This is a genomic window from Thermopolyspora flexuosa, from assembly GCF_006716785.1.
In the GTDB taxonomy this organism is placed as follows: Bacteria; Actinomycetota; Actinomycetes; order Streptosporangiales; family Streptosporangiaceae; genus Thermopolyspora; species Thermopolyspora flexuosa.
In genome coordinates this window covers 843208-858933 of sequence record NZ_VFPQ01000001.1, presented here as the reverse complement: position 1 = coordinate 858933, position 15726 = coordinate 843208, and the positions used below count along the sequence as shown (strand labels likewise).

15 protein-coding genes are annotated in these 15726 nt (G+C 71.7%); 7 read left to right on the top strand and 8 right to left on the bottom strand.

The genetic code is table 11. The features are described from left to right. Nucleotides 1-26: 26 nt before the first annotated feature. The 3 genes from FHX40_RS03770 to FHX40_RS03760 are packed head-to-tail and all read right to left on the bottom strand — an operon-like array spanning nt 27 to nt 3012. Entirely contained in the window at nt 27-1073 is a 1047-nt protein-coding gene (locus FHX40_RS03770) for a DNA topoisomerase IB (RefSeq protein WP_229789066.1), read from the bottom strand. Then, entirely contained in the window at nt 1070-2128 is a 1059-nt protein-coding gene (locus FHX40_RS03765; protein WP_142258320.1) for a glycosyltransferase family 9 protein, read from the bottom strand. The genes FHX40_RS03770 and FHX40_RS03765 overlap by 4 nt, the downstream gene beginning before the upstream one ends. Further along, on the bottom strand, nt 2125-3012 hold the full coding sequence (locus FHX40_RS03760; RefSeq protein ID WP_142258319.1) for a glycosyltransferase family 2 protein: 888 nt from the start codon (nt 3010-3012) through the stop codon (nt 2125-2127). The genes FHX40_RS03765 and FHX40_RS03760 overlap by 4 nt, the downstream gene beginning before the upstream one ends. Nucleotides 3013-3095: 83 nt before the next feature. Here FHX40_RS03760 and FHX40_RS03755 point away from each other — a divergent pair, with 83 nt between their 5' ends. From FHX40_RS03755 to FHX40_RS03740, 4 genes are all read left to right on the top strand, one after another. Continuing rightward, complete coding sequence (locus FHX40_RS03755; protein ID WP_142258318.1) at nt 3096-3686, top strand: D-sedoheptulose-7-phosphate isomerase; 591 nt, start codon at nt 3096-3098, stop codon at nt 3684-3686. A gap of 10 nt (nt 3687-3696) precedes the next feature. After that, on the top strand, nt 3697-5106 hold the full coding sequence (gene rfaE2, locus FHX40_RS03750) for a D-glycero-beta-D-manno-heptose 1-phosphate adenylyltransferase (protein ID WP_142258317.1): 1410 nt from the start codon (nt 3697-3699) through the stop codon (nt 5104-5106). Nucleotides 5107-5180: 74 nt separating this feature from the next. Beyond that, the gene (locus tag FHX40_RS03745; protein WP_142258316.1) at nt 5181-5435 is read left to right on the top strand and encodes a hypothetical protein; all 255 of its coding nucleotides are present in this window, start codon (nt 5181-5183) and stop codon (nt 5433-5435) included. Between the two features lie 82 nt (nt 5436-5517). Then, nucleotides 5518-7359, top strand: a complete 1842-nt coding sequence (locus FHX40_RS03740) for a transketolase (protein WP_142258315.1) — start codon at nt 5518-5520, stop codon at nt 7357-7359. A 93-nt stretch (nt 7360-7452) separates the two neighbouring features. Here FHX40_RS03740 and FHX40_RS03735 read toward each other — a convergent pair whose 3' ends face one another. Continuing rightward, the gene (locus FHX40_RS03735; RefSeq protein ID WP_142258314.1) at nt 7453-7845 is read right to left on the bottom strand and encodes a ChaB family protein; all 393 of its coding nucleotides are present in this window, start codon (nt 7843-7845) and stop codon (nt 7453-7455) included. Between the two features lie 364 nt (nt 7846-8209). Beyond that, complete coding sequence (locus tag FHX40_RS03730; RefSeq protein ID WP_268241052.1) at nt 8210-8824, bottom strand: sigma factor; 615 nt, start codon at nt 8822-8824, stop codon at nt 8210-8212. A gap of 359 nt (nt 8825-9183) precedes the next feature. On the opposite strand from FHX40_RS03730, the gene FHX40_RS03725 reads away from it, so the two are divergent. From FHX40_RS03725 to FHX40_RS03715, 3 genes are all read left to right on the top strand, one after another. Further along, entirely contained in the window at nt 9184-10047 is an 864-nt protein-coding gene (locus tag FHX40_RS03725; RefSeq protein ID WP_142258312.1) for a sulfurtransferase, read from the top strand. A gap of 271 nt (nt 10048-10318) precedes the next feature. Further along, the gene (locus FHX40_RS03720; RefSeq protein WP_170198694.1) at nt 10319-10870 is read left to right on the top strand and encodes an NUDIX domain-containing protein; all 552 of its coding nucleotides are present in this window, start codon (nt 10319-10321) and stop codon (nt 10868-10870) included. A gap of 557 nt (nt 10871-11427) precedes the next feature. After that, on the top strand, nt 11428-11940 hold the full coding sequence (locus FHX40_RS03715; RefSeq protein WP_142258310.1) for an ATP-binding protein: 513 nt from the start codon (nt 11428-11430) through the stop codon (nt 11938-11940). Nucleotides 11941-11995: 55 nt separating this feature from the next. Here the strand turns inward: FHX40_RS03715 and FHX40_RS03710 are convergent, their stop codons facing one another. From FHX40_RS03710 to FHX40_RS03700, 3 genes are all read right to left on the bottom strand, one after another. Then, nucleotides 11996-14362: an ATP-binding protein gene (locus tag FHX40_RS03710; protein WP_142258309.1), complete on the bottom strand. Its 2367-nt coding sequence runs from the start codon at nt 14360-14362 to the stop codon at nt 11996-11998. A 79-nt stretch (nt 14363-14441) separates the two neighbouring features. Then, entirely contained in the window at nt 14442-15053 is a 612-nt protein-coding gene (locus tag FHX40_RS03705; RefSeq protein WP_142258308.1) for a DUF6879 family protein, read from the bottom strand. Beyond that, nucleotides 15046-15321, bottom strand: coding sequence for a hypothetical protein (locus FHX40_RS03700; protein ID WP_142258307.1), 276 nt, complete (start codon nt 15319-15321; stop codon nt 15046-15048). Before FHX40_RS03700 ends, FHX40_RS03705 begins: the two co-directional genes overlap by 8 nt. Nucleotides 15322-15726 lie beyond the last annotated feature (405 nt).

The window sequence follows — 15726 nt, the reverse complement described above, 5'->3', positions numbered from 1 at the left end:
CCGGCCGGTGCCGTCGTCCGCCGGCGTCAGCCCCGGCGGCGGGTACGGCGCAGCAGCTTGATGACGGCCTTCTCGGCCTCGCCGTGGGTGGCGAGGGACTCGACGTCCGAGCCGAGGTGGCCGAGCATCGGGGCGATGGTGTGGCCGTGCTCGTACAGCTCGATCACCCGCGGGTCGACGTAGGAGGCGCGGGCCACGGCCGGGGTGTTGCCGAGGTACTCGGCGACCTCCTTCATCACCCGGGAGACCGCGCGCTTCTGGCCGTGGCCGCCGCGGGCCGCCCCGGACACGGCGAGCCCGACCGCGGCGAGCACGGTCGCGTGCCAGGTGCGGAAGTCCTTGGCGCTGACCTCCTCGCCGAAGGTCTCCTTCAGGTAGGCGTTGATGTCGGCGCTGCGCACGTCCCGCCAGACGCCGTCCTCCCGGTAGCGGAGCAGCTCGCCCTCGCCCCGGGAGCACAGCGCGCGCACCACCGCGCACACCTGCTCGTCGGCGAGGACCTGCTCGCGCTGCTTGCCGCCCTTGGCCGGGTAGGAGCAGGTGACGATGCCGTCGTGGCAGGTGATGTGCTCGACGCGCAGCGTGGCCAGGCCGTACGAGTCGGTGTACTCCTCGCCGCCCACCCGGAAGAAGCCGACGTCGAGCATGCGGGCGGCGGTGGCGAGCACCCGCAGCCGGGTGAGCCCGCGGCCCTCCAGGTGCGCCGACACGCGCTCGCGGAAGGCGTCGAGGTGCTCGGCGAGGGCGAGCACGCGGTCGAACTTCGCCTCGTCCTGCTGCCGCCGCCACTCGTCGTGGTACCGGTACTGGCGGCGGCCCGCCGCGTCGGTGCCGACGGCCTGGATGTGCCCGGCCGGGTCGGCGCAGATCCACACGTCGGTCCAGGCGGGCGGGATGGCGAGGGCCTTGACCCGGTGCAGGGTCGCGCGGTCGCGGATCCGGTGGCCGCGCGCGTCGTGGTAGCTGAAGTGCCGCCCGCGGCGGCGCCGGGTGATGCCCGGCTCGGCCGGGTTGCTCGGCCGCAGCTCGATCTGGTCCGGGGCGAACGGCTCGATCAGGTCAGGGTCGGTCATTTCAGCAGGTCCGCCGCTTCCTGTGCCACCGCGTCCACCGGGATGTCGGCCACCCACGACACCCGGTGCCCGCAGTCCTTCATGCCGATGTCCACGCGGTTGCCCCCGCACGCCGGGCAGGCGATCGTCCAGGAGAGCAGGGGCCGGTGCCGGGCGCGGGTGAGCGGCCCGGCGTTGATGAGGTTGCCGCACCAGTAGATGCCGACCGTGGGGGTGCCCACGGCGGCGGCGAGGTGCCGGGGGCCGGTGTCGTTCGCGATCACCAGGTCGCAGGCGGCGTAGAGGGCGGCGAGCCCGCCGACGCTCAGCTCGTCCACGACCGCCCGGGCCGGGCGGCGCATCGCGGCGATCACCCGGTCGACCACGTCGCGCTCGTCCCGGGTGCCGGTGACCACGACGGGCCGGCCGAGGTCGTCGGCGACCCGGGCGAAGCGCTCCGGGGGCCAGCGGCGGCGCGGGTCGCTCGCGCCGGGGTGGATCGCGACGAGCCCGCGCGGCGGGGTGCCGAGCACCCGGGCGAGCTCGGCCCGGTCGGCGTCGGTGACCGCGAGCCGGGGCTCGGGCGTGCCCTTGGGCCGGGCGCCGACGAGCGCGGCGACCTCGAGGTAGCGCAGGATCTCGTGCTGGTAGTAGACGTACGGCACCCAGCGGTCGAGCGGCTCGGCGTCGGGGGTGCGCAGCCCGGCGGTGACCCGGGCGCCGGTGCGGCGCACGAACGGGTTCGAGTACCGCCCGCCCCCGTGCATCTGCAGCACCAGGTCGAACCGGCGGCGGCGCAGGGCCGCGTAGAACTCCTCGGGCGCCTCGCCCTCCTCGGTGTCCGGCAGCGACACCCCCTTCACCGGCGGCAGCGCCACCACCTCGTCGACCGGTCCGGGGCGGCCGCGCAGGAAGCGGGCGTGCCAGGGGCGGCCGAGCAGGGTGAGCCGGGCCTCCGGGTAGGCGGCCTTGACCGCCTCCAGCGCCGGGTAGGCGAGCAGCAGGTCGCCGATCGCGTTCGCCCGCAGCACCGCGATCCGCCGCACGCCGGGCACCCGGCCGGAATCACTGGTCATGGCGCCTCGTCCGCGATCACGTAGTCGTAGCACTCGGCGTCGCGGTCCCGGATCGTGGTGGGCAGCTCCAGGTGGTAGGCGCGGCTCGGCAGCAGGCCGGCCCCGCCGTACCGCTCCATGAGCCGGAGCTGGGCGACCACGTCCTCCCCCGCGTGCCGGGGCGGCACCGCGGGCCAGAAGTCGAACCCGCCGCACTCGACCAGCCGCCGCCGGTCGTAGAGCACGCACGCCCCGATCCAGGCGACCTTGTACGGCCACCAGGCCCGGCCGCGGCGGCGGTGCCGGTGGGCGAGGTGGAGCGGGTTGGCCGCGTTGTGCAGCAGGTGCCGGGCCCAGGCCGGGCCGCCGCGCCGTACCCGCTCGGGCCGCACCCGGCCCCGCCACTCCTCGTACGGCGCCAGCTCGTGCGGCCGCACGTCGTCCCGGTACGACAGCCCCTGTACGGCGAAGCCCACGAAACCGCAGCGCAGGGTGGCGAGGGCGTGCGCGAGCACGGCGACGCCGTGCACGTCGAGCCAGACGTCGTCGTCGAGGAAGAGCACGGCGGACCGCTCGGCCTTGGACAGCAGGAACGCCCGCTGCTCGGCCATGCCGCGCGGCGGCACGTGGCGGTGCACCTGGACCGGGTGCCCATGGTGCCGCAGGATGCGGATCGCCGCGGCGACGATCGGCTCGTCCGCCACCGGGGTCGCCGACTGGTCGGAGACGATCACCCGGAAGCCGGGCGCGGTCTGCGCGGCGAGGCCGGTGAGGGTGACCGCGAGCGCCGCGGGCCGGTCCTTGGTCGGCACGAGCACGTCCACGTCGAGGGCGGCGCCCCCAAAGGCACCGTTCGAAGCGCCGGCCGGCCCCACGTCGCGGCCGTCCGGCCAGGGCTGGGCCATCGCGCACACAACGCCCCGGCTACCCCGGCACCACCTGGGCAAACGCGATGTTTGCCGAACATACCGGGCGGTACTAACGCGCCATGGACGAGTGCATCGATCGGCTGCAGACGGCACTCGAGCGCGTCCGCCCGGCGCTCGCCACGATCGGCGCGTGGGGTGACCGTCTGGCGTCGGTGCTGCACGCCGGGGGGCGGCTGCTCGCGTGCGGCAACGGGGGCAGCGCGGCCCAGGCGCAACACCTCACCGCCGAGCTGGTGGGGCGGTTCGAGAAGGAGCGGCGGCCGTTCTCCGCGATCCCGCTGCACGCCGACACCTCGTCGCTCACCGCGCTGGTGAACGACTACCGGCCGGACGAGGTGTTCGCCCGCCAGGTGCGGGCGCACGGCCGGCGCGGCGACGTGCTGGTGTGCCTGTCGACGAGCGGGTCGAGCCCGAACGTGGTGGCCGCGGCGCGCACCGCCCGCGAGCTCGGCATGATCACCTGGGCGCTGACCGGCCCGGCCCCGAACCCGCTCGGCCTGGTCTGCGACGACGCGATCGCGGTCGAGGCGGCGGGCACCGCCACCATCCAGGAAGTGCACCTCGTCTTAGTTCACACTCTTTGTTCTGTTTTGGACCAAGCGGCGGGAAGAAGCGGCTCCGATCCGTTCTCGTGCTACTTCTCTGGGTAGCGGCCCGGGCATGATCGAGCGCTTCGCCAGGCTGCGGGCCGTGGTCGTCGGGGACGTGATGCTCGATTCCTGGCTACAGGGCCCGGCCACCCGCATGGCGCAGGAGGCCCCCGTACCCGTGGTGCGCGTGGAGCGCACCGAGGAGTCCCCCGGCGGCGCGGCGAACACCGCGGTGAACCTCGCCGCGCTCGGCGCGACCGTGCACCTGCTCGGCGTGATCGGCGACGACCGGCCGGGACGGCTGCTCGCCCGGCTGCTGCGCCGCCACGGCGTGACCGGGCTGCTCACCGGCGAGCGCCGCACCGCGGTGAAGCGCCGCCTGCTCGCCGGCGGGCAGCTCGTCGCCCGCTACGACGAGGAGGACCGCGCCCCGATCGGCGACCACCTGATCCGGCGGCTCATCGCCCGGCTGCGCCGCCTCGCCCCGCGCGCCGACGTCGTGATCGCCTGCGACTACGGCGCGGGCGTGTGCACCGACGCGGTACGGCACGCGCTGCGCGGCCTGCCGCTGCTCGTGGTCGACGCGCACGACGTGCGGCCCTGGGCCGAGTGCCGCCCGGACGCCGTGCTGCCGAACTACGCCGAGGTGTGCCGCATGCTCGGCGAGCCCGGCGACGGCGGCGACCGGGTCGCCCACCTGACCGCCGCGTCCCGGCGCATCCTCGACGCCGCCCGGGCCCGCATGGTGGTCACCACGCTCGACGGCGAGGGCACGCTGCTGCACCGGCCCGGCCGCCCGCCGTACCGCACCCACGCGGTGCCCGCGCCCGACCACATGAGCACCGGCGCCGGGGACACCTTCACCGCCGCGTTCGCGCTCGCCCTCGCCGCGGGCGCGAGCCCCGAGCAGGCCGCCGACATCGGGCAGGCCGCCGCCCGGGTCGTGGTGCGCCGCCCCGGCACGGTCGCCTGCACCCGGCACGAGCTCGTCCAGGAGCTCGGCACCGGCGGCCGGGCCGTACCGCCCGAGGTGCTCGCCCGGCACATCGCCGAGCACCGCAGGCGGGGCGACCGCATCGTGTTCACCAACGGCTGCTTCGACGTGCTGCACCGCGGGCACGTGGTGTGCCTGGAGGAGGCGCGGGCGCTCGGCGACGTACTCGTGGTCGCGGTGAACGGCGACGCGAGCGTCACCCGGCTCAAGGGGCCGGGGCGGCCGATCAACGCCTGCGAGGACCGGGTGGCCGTGCTCGCCGCGCTCGACTGCGTCGACTACGTGGTGGTGTTCGAGGAGGACGACCCGGGCGAGCTGATCCGGCTCGTCCGCCCCGACGTGTACGTCAAGGGCGGGGACTACCACCCCGAGCTGCTCCCCGAGGCCGCGCTGGTGCGCGAGCTCGGCGGCGAGGTGCGGGTGCTCGACTACGTGCCGGACCGGTCGACCACCGCGATCGTCAACCGCATCCGCACCCAGGCATAGCCGGCCCCGGCCCGGGTAGTGAGGCACGGTCCGGGCAGGACGTCCACCCGACCCGGCCGACACCGGAGGCGACCATGAAGCGGATTCCCGAGGAGCGTTCCCCGACCGGCAAGCCGATGGTCCCGGCCACCCCGCGCGACGTGCTGCACATCCGCATCGGCTCGTTCATCCTGCTGTTCACCCTCGCCTTCGGCACGCTGGCGTTCGTGCTCGGGGTCACGGTGCTCGGCATCCTGCTCTACCTGATCGCGATCGGCACGATCGTCGACATCGTGCTCGCGGTACGGCGCCAGCGCCGCCTCGGCGGCAGCCCCGAAGGCCTCGAATGACCCGCGGGCCGCACGCGCGCACCGGTCGCCGCCGGGGCGCGCCGTGACGCCCGGGGCACACCTGACGAAGGAGTGACGGCGCATGGCCGTCCAGGACCCGCACCGGCCGAGCGAGCTCGCGGCGCAGCTCCGCGTGGACGCGGTGCGCGCGTCCGCCGCCGCGGGCTCGGGCCACCCCACCTCCTCGCTGTCGGCCGCCGACCTGATCGCCGTGCTGCTCGCCCGGCACCTGCGGTACGACGTCCACGACCCCGGTGATCCCGGCAACGACCACCTGGTGTTCTCCAAGGGCCACGCCTCGCCGCTGCTGTACGCGATGCTCAAGGCGGCCGGGGCGATCGGCGAGGAGGAGCTGCTCACCTTCCGCGCCCGGCACAGCCGGCTGGAGGGGCATCCCACGCCGCGGCTGCCCTGGGTGGACGTGGCCACCGGCTCGCTCGGCTTCGGGCTGCCGGTCGGGGTGGGGCTCGCGCTCACCGGGCGGCGGCTCGACCGCCTGCCGTACCGGGTGTGGGTGCTGTGCGGCGACGGCGAGCTCGCCGAGGGCTCGATGTGGGAGGCCGCCGAGCACGCCGGGCACGAAGGGCTGGGCAACCTCACCGCGATCGTCGACGTCAACCGGCTCGGCCAGCGCGGGCCCACCCGCCACGGGTGGGACACCGCCGCGTACGCGGCCCGGTTCGGCGCGTTCGGCTGGCACACGATCGAGATCGACGGCCACGACCTGGACGCGATCGACCACGCCTACCGGGAGGCCGCGCGGAGCGACAGGCCGGCCGTGGTGCTCGCCCGCACCCGCAAGGGCCGGGGCGTGGCGGCGGTCGAGGACCGCGAGGGCTTCCACGGCAAGCCGCTCGAGGACGCCGGGCAGGCGGTCGCCGAGCTCGGCGGGGAGCGGCACCTCACCGTGTCCGTGGCGCCGCCGCGGTCGTCGCGGGAGCCGCACCGCTTCCCCGGCGGGCCGTACCGGCCGCCCGAGTACGAGGTCGGCGCCCAGGTGGCGACGCGGGACGCGTTCGGGGCGGCGCTGGCGGCGCTCGGGGCGGCGCGCGGCGAGGTGGTCGCGCTCGACGGCGAGGTCGCCGACTCGACCCGCACCGAGGCGTTCGCCGCCGCCCATCCCGAGCGGTTCTTCGAGTTCTACATCGCCGAGCAGCAGATGACGGCCGCCGCGGTCGGCATGCAGCGGCGGGGGTGGATCCCGTTCGCGGCGACGTTCGCGGCGTTCTGGGCGCGTGCGTACGACTTCGTGCGGATGGCCGCGGTCAGCCGGGCCGACCTGCGGCTGGTCGGCTCACACGCGGGCGTCTCCATCGGGCCCGACGGCCCGTCCCAGATGGGCCTGGAGGACCTCGCCGCGTTCCGCGCGGTCCACGGCAGCACGGTGCTGTACCCGTGCGACGCCAACCAGGCCGCGGCGCTCACCGCCGCGATGGCCGGCCTCTCCGGGGTGTGCTACCTGCGGACCACCCGCAACCCCACGCCGGTGATCTACCCGCCGGGCACGCGGTTCCCGGTCGGCGGCAGCCGGGTGCTCCGCGGCTCCGGCCGGGACGCGGTGACGATCGTCGCCGCCGGGATCACCGTGCACGAGGCGCTCGCCGCGGCCGACGCCCTGGCCGCGGACGGCATCGCCGCCGGGGTGATCGACGCGTACTCGGTCAAGCCGATCGACGCGGCCACGATCCGCACCGCCGCCGAGCACACCGGCCGCGTCCTCACCGTGGAGGACCACTGGCCCGAGGGCGGCCTCGGCGACGCCGTGCTCGAGGCCCTCGCGGAGACCGACGCCAAGGTGGTCAGGCTCGCCGTACGGGCGATGCCCGGCTCGGCCACGAGCCGCGAGCAGCTCGAGGACGCCGGCATCGACCGCGGTGCGATCCGCCGGGCGGTCCACGACCTGTACGCCCTGGCGGCCCGCTGACCGCGTCGCGCCGTACGGCCGGGGCCGTCAGTGAGCCACCGGTGGGCGGCACGTGGTTCGCCCCGGTCGCGACCGCCGCGCGTCGGGCGGGGCTCAGCGGGCCTTGGCGGTGGCCCGGCGGTTCGCCTTCTTGATCGCCTCGACGAGCTCGCCCTTCGTCATCCTCGAGCGGCCCTTCACGCCGAGGCGGGCGGCGGTCTTGTAGAGGTGCTCCTTGGTGGCGTTCGCGTTCACGCCCTCGGCCGTCCTGCCCTGGCGCGGCGTGCCCCGGCGCGCCTGGGCGTCGGACGGGCCCTTCGCGGCCTTGGGCTCCCAGTGGTCGCCCACCTTCTCGAACGAGTGCTTGAGCGCGGCGAACGCGGTGCGGTGGGCGCGCTGCCCCTCGCCGTAGGTCTCCACGGCGGAGTCGTGCGCCTTGATCCAGGTGTCCTGGGCCTTCTTCGGCGACCGTCGCAGCGTGGACGGCAACTCTTCCCTCGCGGGCATCTCGGGCTCCTTTCGGCGCCGGCTCCCGGCGCTCGGCTCGGCGCCCTCCCCCTATCCCCGGTACGGCCCGCAAACCTGCCGCCCACGGCCCGGACGGCCCTGCCGTACCGGGCGGCCCAAAAAATTCATGGCGGCTCGGGAACATCGGGCCGCCGTCGTTGGTTCTCTACATCGTGGCCGGTGTGCCCAGTGTCCCCGGGCCTCACCCATTTGCCTTCGCGGAATACCGTTCGGCTGGAGCCGCGTTGAGCCTTCGCCGCGAGGCGACACGCACACCGGTGCACACGCGTCGAGGGCCTCGCGACAACCAATGGCGGGGCCCTCGTTGCCGTTCCCGGGCGGCGTGCTCGGGCGCGGCCGCCGCTCAGAGCTCCAGATCGAAGGCGACGTCCACGACCCGGACGGTCGCGGCCGACGGATCGTCGAGCATCTTCCGCGCCCGGGCGACCGAGACGGTCCGGTCCACGTACCCGTACGCCCGGCCCGCGGTTGCGGCGGCGCGCAGCCTGCTCAGGTCGAGGCCGAACCGGCGCAGGTTGGCGTCGTCGTGCTCGCGCAGGGACGCCGTCCAGCGCCGGAAGTTCTCCAGCTCGTGCGGCACGAGCCCGTGGCAGGCGCCGCTCCGCGGCTCGGAGGTGCTCGGCGTCATGTGGCCGCCCCAGGTGATGGGGGTCGCGCGGGGCCGCCTCTCGTAGACCACGAGCTCCGGGCACGAGCCGTACCGGCGCGCGAAATCGGCGAGCCGGGAGGCGTCGAGCGGGGTGGCGAACTCCACGACGACGAGCGCGTTCATGGCCTCGGACAGCCTGGCGAGGACCGCGCGACTGAGCAGCCAGGCGGCCGGTGACCCGCCGCACCGGCCGAGCAGCGCACGGGTGGCCTTGACGAAGGTCTCCTGCGCGAGATCCTCGGCGAGGTGGGGGTCTCGGGTACGGCGCAGCGGGTAACCGCACACCAGGGGCCAGTGGTCCCGGTACAGCTCTTCGATGCCGGTGCGGATGATCGCCTCCGCGTGCGAGGTGAAACGTACACGCCCCAGAAGACGGCACCGGCCCGCGGATGGTCACAGATCACCTCGGACCCGGCAGACCGCCGCCCGGCGGCCCCGGCGCGGGGCCGCGTCGCCTCGACCGGGATCGGAGGCTCGCATACCCGCCGTCCAGGTCACCACATACGATCAGGGCGTAGGCGGCTTTTCACCCCCTGCGATATATCCACCAAATTGGTAGGTTATACAGTTTTAGCTGGGTACAGCCTTAGCGTCCACGCACCAGCTGGGCCGAGCACGTCCCGTGATCGGCCGCCCGACCACCGTTCGTTCCAGAAAGAAGTGGGAAATTGACCGTACCCTCGCTCCTGGTCGAGCCCGAGGAGCTGCACGCCCGGCTCGACGATCCGCGGCTTGTGATCATCGACGCCACCACGTTCCTGCACATGGACCCGGAGGGCACGGACCACAGGCTCACCTCGGGTCGCGCCACGTACGAGCAGGAGCACATCCCCGGCGCGGTCTTCGCCGACCTGCTCAACGACTTCTCCGACCCGAACGCGGCCGTGCCGATGACCGTGCTCGACAGCGAGACCTTCGCCGCCCGGATCGGCGCGCTCGGCGTCGGCCCGGACGTGCACGTCGTCGTGTACGACCAGGGCGCCAACATGTGGGCGACCCGGCTGTGGTGGAACCTCCGCCTGGAGGGCTTCGACGCGGTGTCGGTCCTCAACGGCGGCCTGCCCGCCTGGAAGGCGGCCGGCTACCCCACCCGCAGCGGCGTGGAGACCCGCCCCGCGGCCACGTTCGTCGCCCGGCGGCGTCCCGAGCTGCTCGCAGACCGTGACACCGTCGCCAAGGCGATCAACGACGAGAACGTCGTCCTGGTGAACGCGCTCGACCCCGCCACCTTCCGCGGCGAGTCGAACGCCTACCCGCGCCGGGGCCGCATCCCGTCGAGCGTCAACATCCCGTTCCTCGACCTGGCCGACGAGAGCGGCCGCATCCGCGGCACCGACGAGGTCCGCGACCTGTTCGCCGAGAAGGGCACCCTCGACGAGGGCAAGCGCGTCATCACCTACTGCGGCGGAGGCATCGCCGCCACCTTCGTCGCCTTCGACCTCGCCCGGCTCGGCCGTACCGACGTGGCCGTCTACGACGGCTCCCTGAACGACTGGACGTCCGACCCGTCCCTCCCCATGGAGACCGGCTGATCGTCACTTAGATCCACCCGGAAGGCCGTCCCCGCGTGGGGGCGGCCTTCCGTGTCCTCGGCCGGACCTCCGCGTGCCGGGGACCCGCCGCCGGGACGGCCTGCCCGGCCGATCAGCGCACTCCTCCGCCCGGCACATGGTGGGGCCGTACTCACCTGTCATCGGCCATACGTCCCGGGTTCGCGGCCCGAGATACAACGCGGCGATACCGGGACAGAAGCTCACATTCTTCCGACGGCGCGGGCCACATGCGCCAGACGTTCTATCGCCGATGATCGATTTGCTCGCGAGGCCACGGCCTGGCGCGCAGCCGAGCCGAACCGCCACACCCTCGGCCGATCTTCGACCGGAGGACGCCGTGCAGGACCTTGTCCCGCCGCCCTTCCTTGGGCCGGAACATGAGGAAGCCGCCCGCGCGGCGACCGCCGAGGGTGCCGTGGCCCTGGTCATCAGCCCTTCCGGCATCGTGCTCCATCTCCGGGACGACAAGCCCGGCATTCCGAATCCAGGCCGTTGGTCGCTGTTCGGCGGCGCGATCGAAGACGGCGGGTCCCCCGCCGAGGCGCTCATACGCGAGCTCGAGGAGGAGCTCGGACTGGTCGAGTTCGATGCCCGCCCGCTTTGGCGGCTCGTGGACACCTGCGGCGACGGCCGACTGCTGACGCTCTTCGAGGTGCACACGCCGCTGACGCCCGAGCAGCCGACCTTGACCGAGGGAGAGGAACTGGCGGCCTTCACGCCCGACGAGGCGTTGCGGCCGAACCTCGCCCACTTCTGCCGCCAGGTCCTGGAGAGGTACGACGCGGCGGCGTCGCCTCGGTAACCCAACGAAGCCGACCGGCGCCCCGAGCCGCCCAGCGTCGTCCGGCCGACCACGTCGAGATCGGCATGACCTTCACGTCACGATGAGCGGCCGACCGCGTCCTTCGCCCAAACGACACGTCTTCCCCGAGACAAGCCGGAGCCTTCCCCGGCACAAGCCGGTGCCGCCGATCCCCGCGGCCGCTCCGCCGGTGGCTCGACGAGCGCCGGCGGCATCGTCATGAAAGCCAAGTCTTGACCTTCGTGGACCGCCTGTCTCGTCATCCGGACCCACGGCTCAACCGCGGCTGACCTTCCGCTGAAAAACAATGCCCTGCCCTGTACGCCGAACATCCGCGCCACTGGCGCGTATATTGCCGGCGGCGGCCGGAAACCGCATTTCATCCTGCGCGCCAATTCCTGAGACGTATGGATAACTTACCCAAATTTCGTATCCGCAGGCCCAGATCCGAGGTTAGCGGGCCACCAAAAGAGGCGATCACCCCATAGTGGCCGCATGACCGCGAGCAGCGGGTTGCCGGGCCCGGTTGCGGCCCGGCGTCTCAGGTAGGAGATCTCGTGAACGGGTTCGGTGGGGACGTCAACGGTCAATTCGTGAGCTGTGTCGCCCTCCCGGCGATGACGTCATCGGTCGCGACCGCGCGTGTCCATACGCGCACCCTCATGCAGAAATGGGAAGTGCCGGCCGTCGTGGACGACGCCGAAGTGGTCGTCAGCGAAATACTCACCAACGCGATAAAGGCGACAACCTTACTGCCCTGCGACGGCGACGCCCCGGAGCCATCCGACCGCCCCGATCACGTGTGCCTCTGCCTGTTCCTCGACGACGGCGAACTCGTCGTCGAGGTCTGGGACCCCCGCTACGAGATCCCCAAGCGACGAGACGTCGACCTCTTCGACGAGGGCGGCCGCGGCCTCTGGCTCGTCGAGTCCCTGAGCCGCGCCTGGGGCGTCCGCTGGCCCCCGACCGGCGGCAAGATCGTCTGGGCCCGCCTGACCTGCCCCACCCCTGCCCCACCCGCCGGCGCAGCCCACGACCAACCCCCGACCCGCCTCGGCGCGTCCACGTGACCCCGGCACGGCCGTACCGCACAGCCCACACCCATCCCCCGGGCCCATGCCGTGGCTATGACGCCTCCCCGAGCAGCTCCGCCACCCGGGAGCGAACGGATCGCGTCTGCGGATCCTCGTAGGAGGCGAGTATCTCCAAGGCGCGACGCCCGTTTTCCACGGCCGCATCCACCTCGCCCGCGAGGTGCTGGGCGATGGCGAGATCCCCCAACGCCACCCCGAGCCGCCATTGGTCGCCCAGCTCGTTGTGCACGGCCGCGGCACGCCGATGAAATTCGATCGCCTCCTCCGGCCGTCCCATCTCGCGGTAGGCACGGCCGGTCGCGTTCCACGCCTGCGCCTCACGTGCCCGGTCTCCGAGTTCTCGGTGCAGCTGGGCGGAACGCCGGAGAGCTACAAGGGCGTCCGGCGCGTTGCCGCGTGCAAGGTGCACCATGCCGAGTTCGAGCAGCCAGTAACCCTCCCAGACGGCGTTCTGATGTTCCCGTGCGATGGCGACGGCCCGGTCGATATGCTCCTGCGCCCTCTCGAGTTCGCCGCGTTGCCGAGCGATCAGCGAGAGGATGCGTAACGCGTTCCCCTCCCCACCCCGGTCGCCGCGTGCGACGAACAGATCCAGCGCCTGCCGTACCAAGGGCTCGGCCTCGTCCGGCATGCCGAGTTCGGCGCGCACCTCGGCGAGGTTGGCGGCGGTCACCGCCGCCCAGAAGGGCTCATCGAGGTCTCGGAAGATCGCCATGCCGCTCTCGAACATGGCGCCCGCCTGCACCAGATCGCGGCTTCTGAGGTGGATAAGCCCGATGGCGTTCAGGGACAGCCCTTCGGCCATGCGGTTGCCCAGCTCACGGCGCAGCTCGAGGGCCGCGGTGTGGTATTCGAGCCCTTTCGCCAGCCGGTGCGACTGGGTGTAGGCCATGCCCAGGCTTTCCAATAACTCGGCTTCGGCCTCCCGGTCGCCCAGCCGCCTCGCGGCGTCCAAGCCGATCGTTGACGTGGTGATCCAGTCGTCGAAGGGATTGAAGCGCATGTAGGCCGCACGCAGCGCGACCGCGAGCTTCCATGCGATGTCGGGCATTCCGTTCGCCGCGGCAGCCCGCGTTGCGGCGACGAGGTTCGGCCGCTCGGTCTCGTACCACTCCAGCGCATCCCGGTAGGTGTCGAACCGCAGCGGCTCCAACCCTGGTTCCGGTGGATCAAGCGGAACATGGGCCTCGCCCGGATTGAGGAAACCTTGCGCGGCGTCCATCGTCCGCAGATACCACTCCAGTGCCCGGCGCAGATGGGCGCGACGGTCCTCCGCAGTCTCCTCGAGGTTGGCCTGATCCGTGGCGTAACTGCGTAGCAAATCGTGGAACTGATAACGGCCAGACGAGTGATTTTCCAACAGATGCGCTCCGACCAATGTGTCCAATTTGTGTCGGGCCGAGGTCACGCTCGTGCCGACCATGGCGGCGACGACGGGAGCGCCGAATTCCGCTCCGGGATGCAAACCCAGTAGCCGGAACAGGCGCGCGGTGTCCGCCGGGAGCGCGCGGTAGGACCAGGCGAACACGGTTCGCACCGCCTCCCCTTCGCTCTCCTCGGCGGTGAGCGCGTCCCAGCGCCCCGACTCGCTGCGCAGGTCGGCGATGAGTTCGTCGAGCTGCATCCACGGCCGGCTGGCGGCCCGCTCGGCGGCTATGCGCAGGGCGAGCGGTAGCCGGGCGCACAGCCGCGCGAGCTCGGCCAGCTTCGCCGGATCGTCCTGGGAGCGATAACCGGCGGTGACCACACGGAGCAGCTCGACGGCGTCGTCCTCCTGCAGCACGCCCAAGGTGACCCGGTGTGCGCCCTCGCGGACCACGAGGCTGGAGAGGCGGCTTCGACTGGTCACCAGGACGAGGCAGCCCGGCGCTCCCGGCAGCAGTGGCCTGACCTGCGCAGCGGTCGCCGCGTTGTCCAGCACGATGAGCATGCGCCGTCCAGCGAGCAGTGACCGGTACAGCGCGGCGGCCGCGTCGACATCGGTCGGGATCGCCTGCGGGGAGACACCGAGCGCGACGAGAAATCGTCCAAGGGCCTGCTGCGGGCTCACCGGCTCCCCCGGGTCGTAGCCCCGAAGGTTCACATAGAGCTGCCCGTCAGGAAAGCAATCCTTTACCTGATGCGCCCAGTGCAGGGCGAAGGTCGTCTTGCCCACACCCGCGGTGCCCGCGATCACCGCCAGCGACACCGAAGGCGGGTCCGTGGCGGTGTTGGAAAACAGCACCGCATCCAGACGCCGGGACTCGGATAACCGGTCGACGAAACCTCGTACGCCGCCGGGGAGCTGCCGCGGCGTCGGCGGTACGGCGGGGCCGGCATGGTGAAAGTGAATACCGCCATCGATCGTGCCCGCCTGCACCACGTTGCTCGCCGATCCCGACATCTCGGAACGGGTCATCGGGCTAAGTGACCGATCCGGTTCTTCCTGGGATCGTTCGTCTGTCCGCACCTCCTGGTCTCCTCCGTGACCGCATTCCTCAGACCGGCGGGGTCAGGGCTGCGATCTTGCGGTCGAAGTACAGATGCAGCTCCTCGCCCTTTGCATAGAGATCACGTATGAACGAGGTCCAGCGGTTCACGGTTTCACGGTCGGAGTATCTGATGGCGCCGTCAAGAACGCCGTCATCGTCGTAGAGCACCTCGTAAAGGAGGGAGTCGCCCAGCGTGACCACTTCCGGCAGGCGTCCGGCGCTTTCGTACGGCGCGACGTCCTCCGGACCCACGACTCTGATGAGCTCTCCGCATTCTTCACGTAGGCGAAGGAGATGGAGCTCCCATTGGAGGTAGGGATCGAGTGGCTCCTCCACCACACGCACGCGGTAAAGGTCGATCCCCAGACGCGCGGCTTGTGCGGAGAACTCGTAGAGATAGTCGCGTTCCGCCTCGATCAGAGTGAGCGCCTCACTCCAATCGCCTCGGTTGAACGCCTCCCAACTGGGAAAACCCGGCTCCTTGAAATGCTGCTGTCGCTCGAGTTTCCACGACTCCTGGCCGCGGATCTCCCATTGCCGCGTCCGGAACTCCCGGCGATAGGCGTCGAGCGACAGGCGTGACCCCAGGGACCTGTCGAGCGCCGGTGACTTAGGCATCGGGAATATCCCTCTTGGCCGCTACGATCGTCTGGCGCGGCATGACCACGAGCCTCTCGTCGGCGGCGATGTGCACGCCGGAGGGCAGCCGGGATCGGTAGGCCTCGGTGAGGTCGCGACCGATTACGGCGATGTCGCCGTTGTCCAGTTCCCAGATGTCGGGACAGCCGTCACGGCCTCCCGTGACACCAAGCTCCTCGGGTGACTTACCCAGCCGCTGTAAGAAGGATGCCGAGGCGTTCGCCTCCCAAGCGCGGGGTGTGTCCATACGAAATCCTCGCGTTCGCCTGACCTTACAATTCAACCGTACACATAATGGCCTGCAAGGACAATGTTCGTCCGATATAAGGTTGTGCCACACCGACTTATTTGTAACGACTTATACGGCGACGATCGGTTTTTTGCCCGACAGCTCCAAGAGCACCATCTGAAGTCGTTCGACATGGTTGGCACCATTGATCAAGATCTTTAATCTTGAGTCTAAGCATTGCGATCAACCCGGGCAATGACCTTTACGCGAAAGTGATCTTGCTCATCCAGCCGACCCACCACAGATCTTGGTACCCCCATTCGGGGGAGATCTCCTAAAGTTTCAGCAATGGCCGTAGCCTCAACAAAGGGCACGATCCGGGATCAGGCGGTGACGGCCCGACGTCACGCAGATCCAACGCCC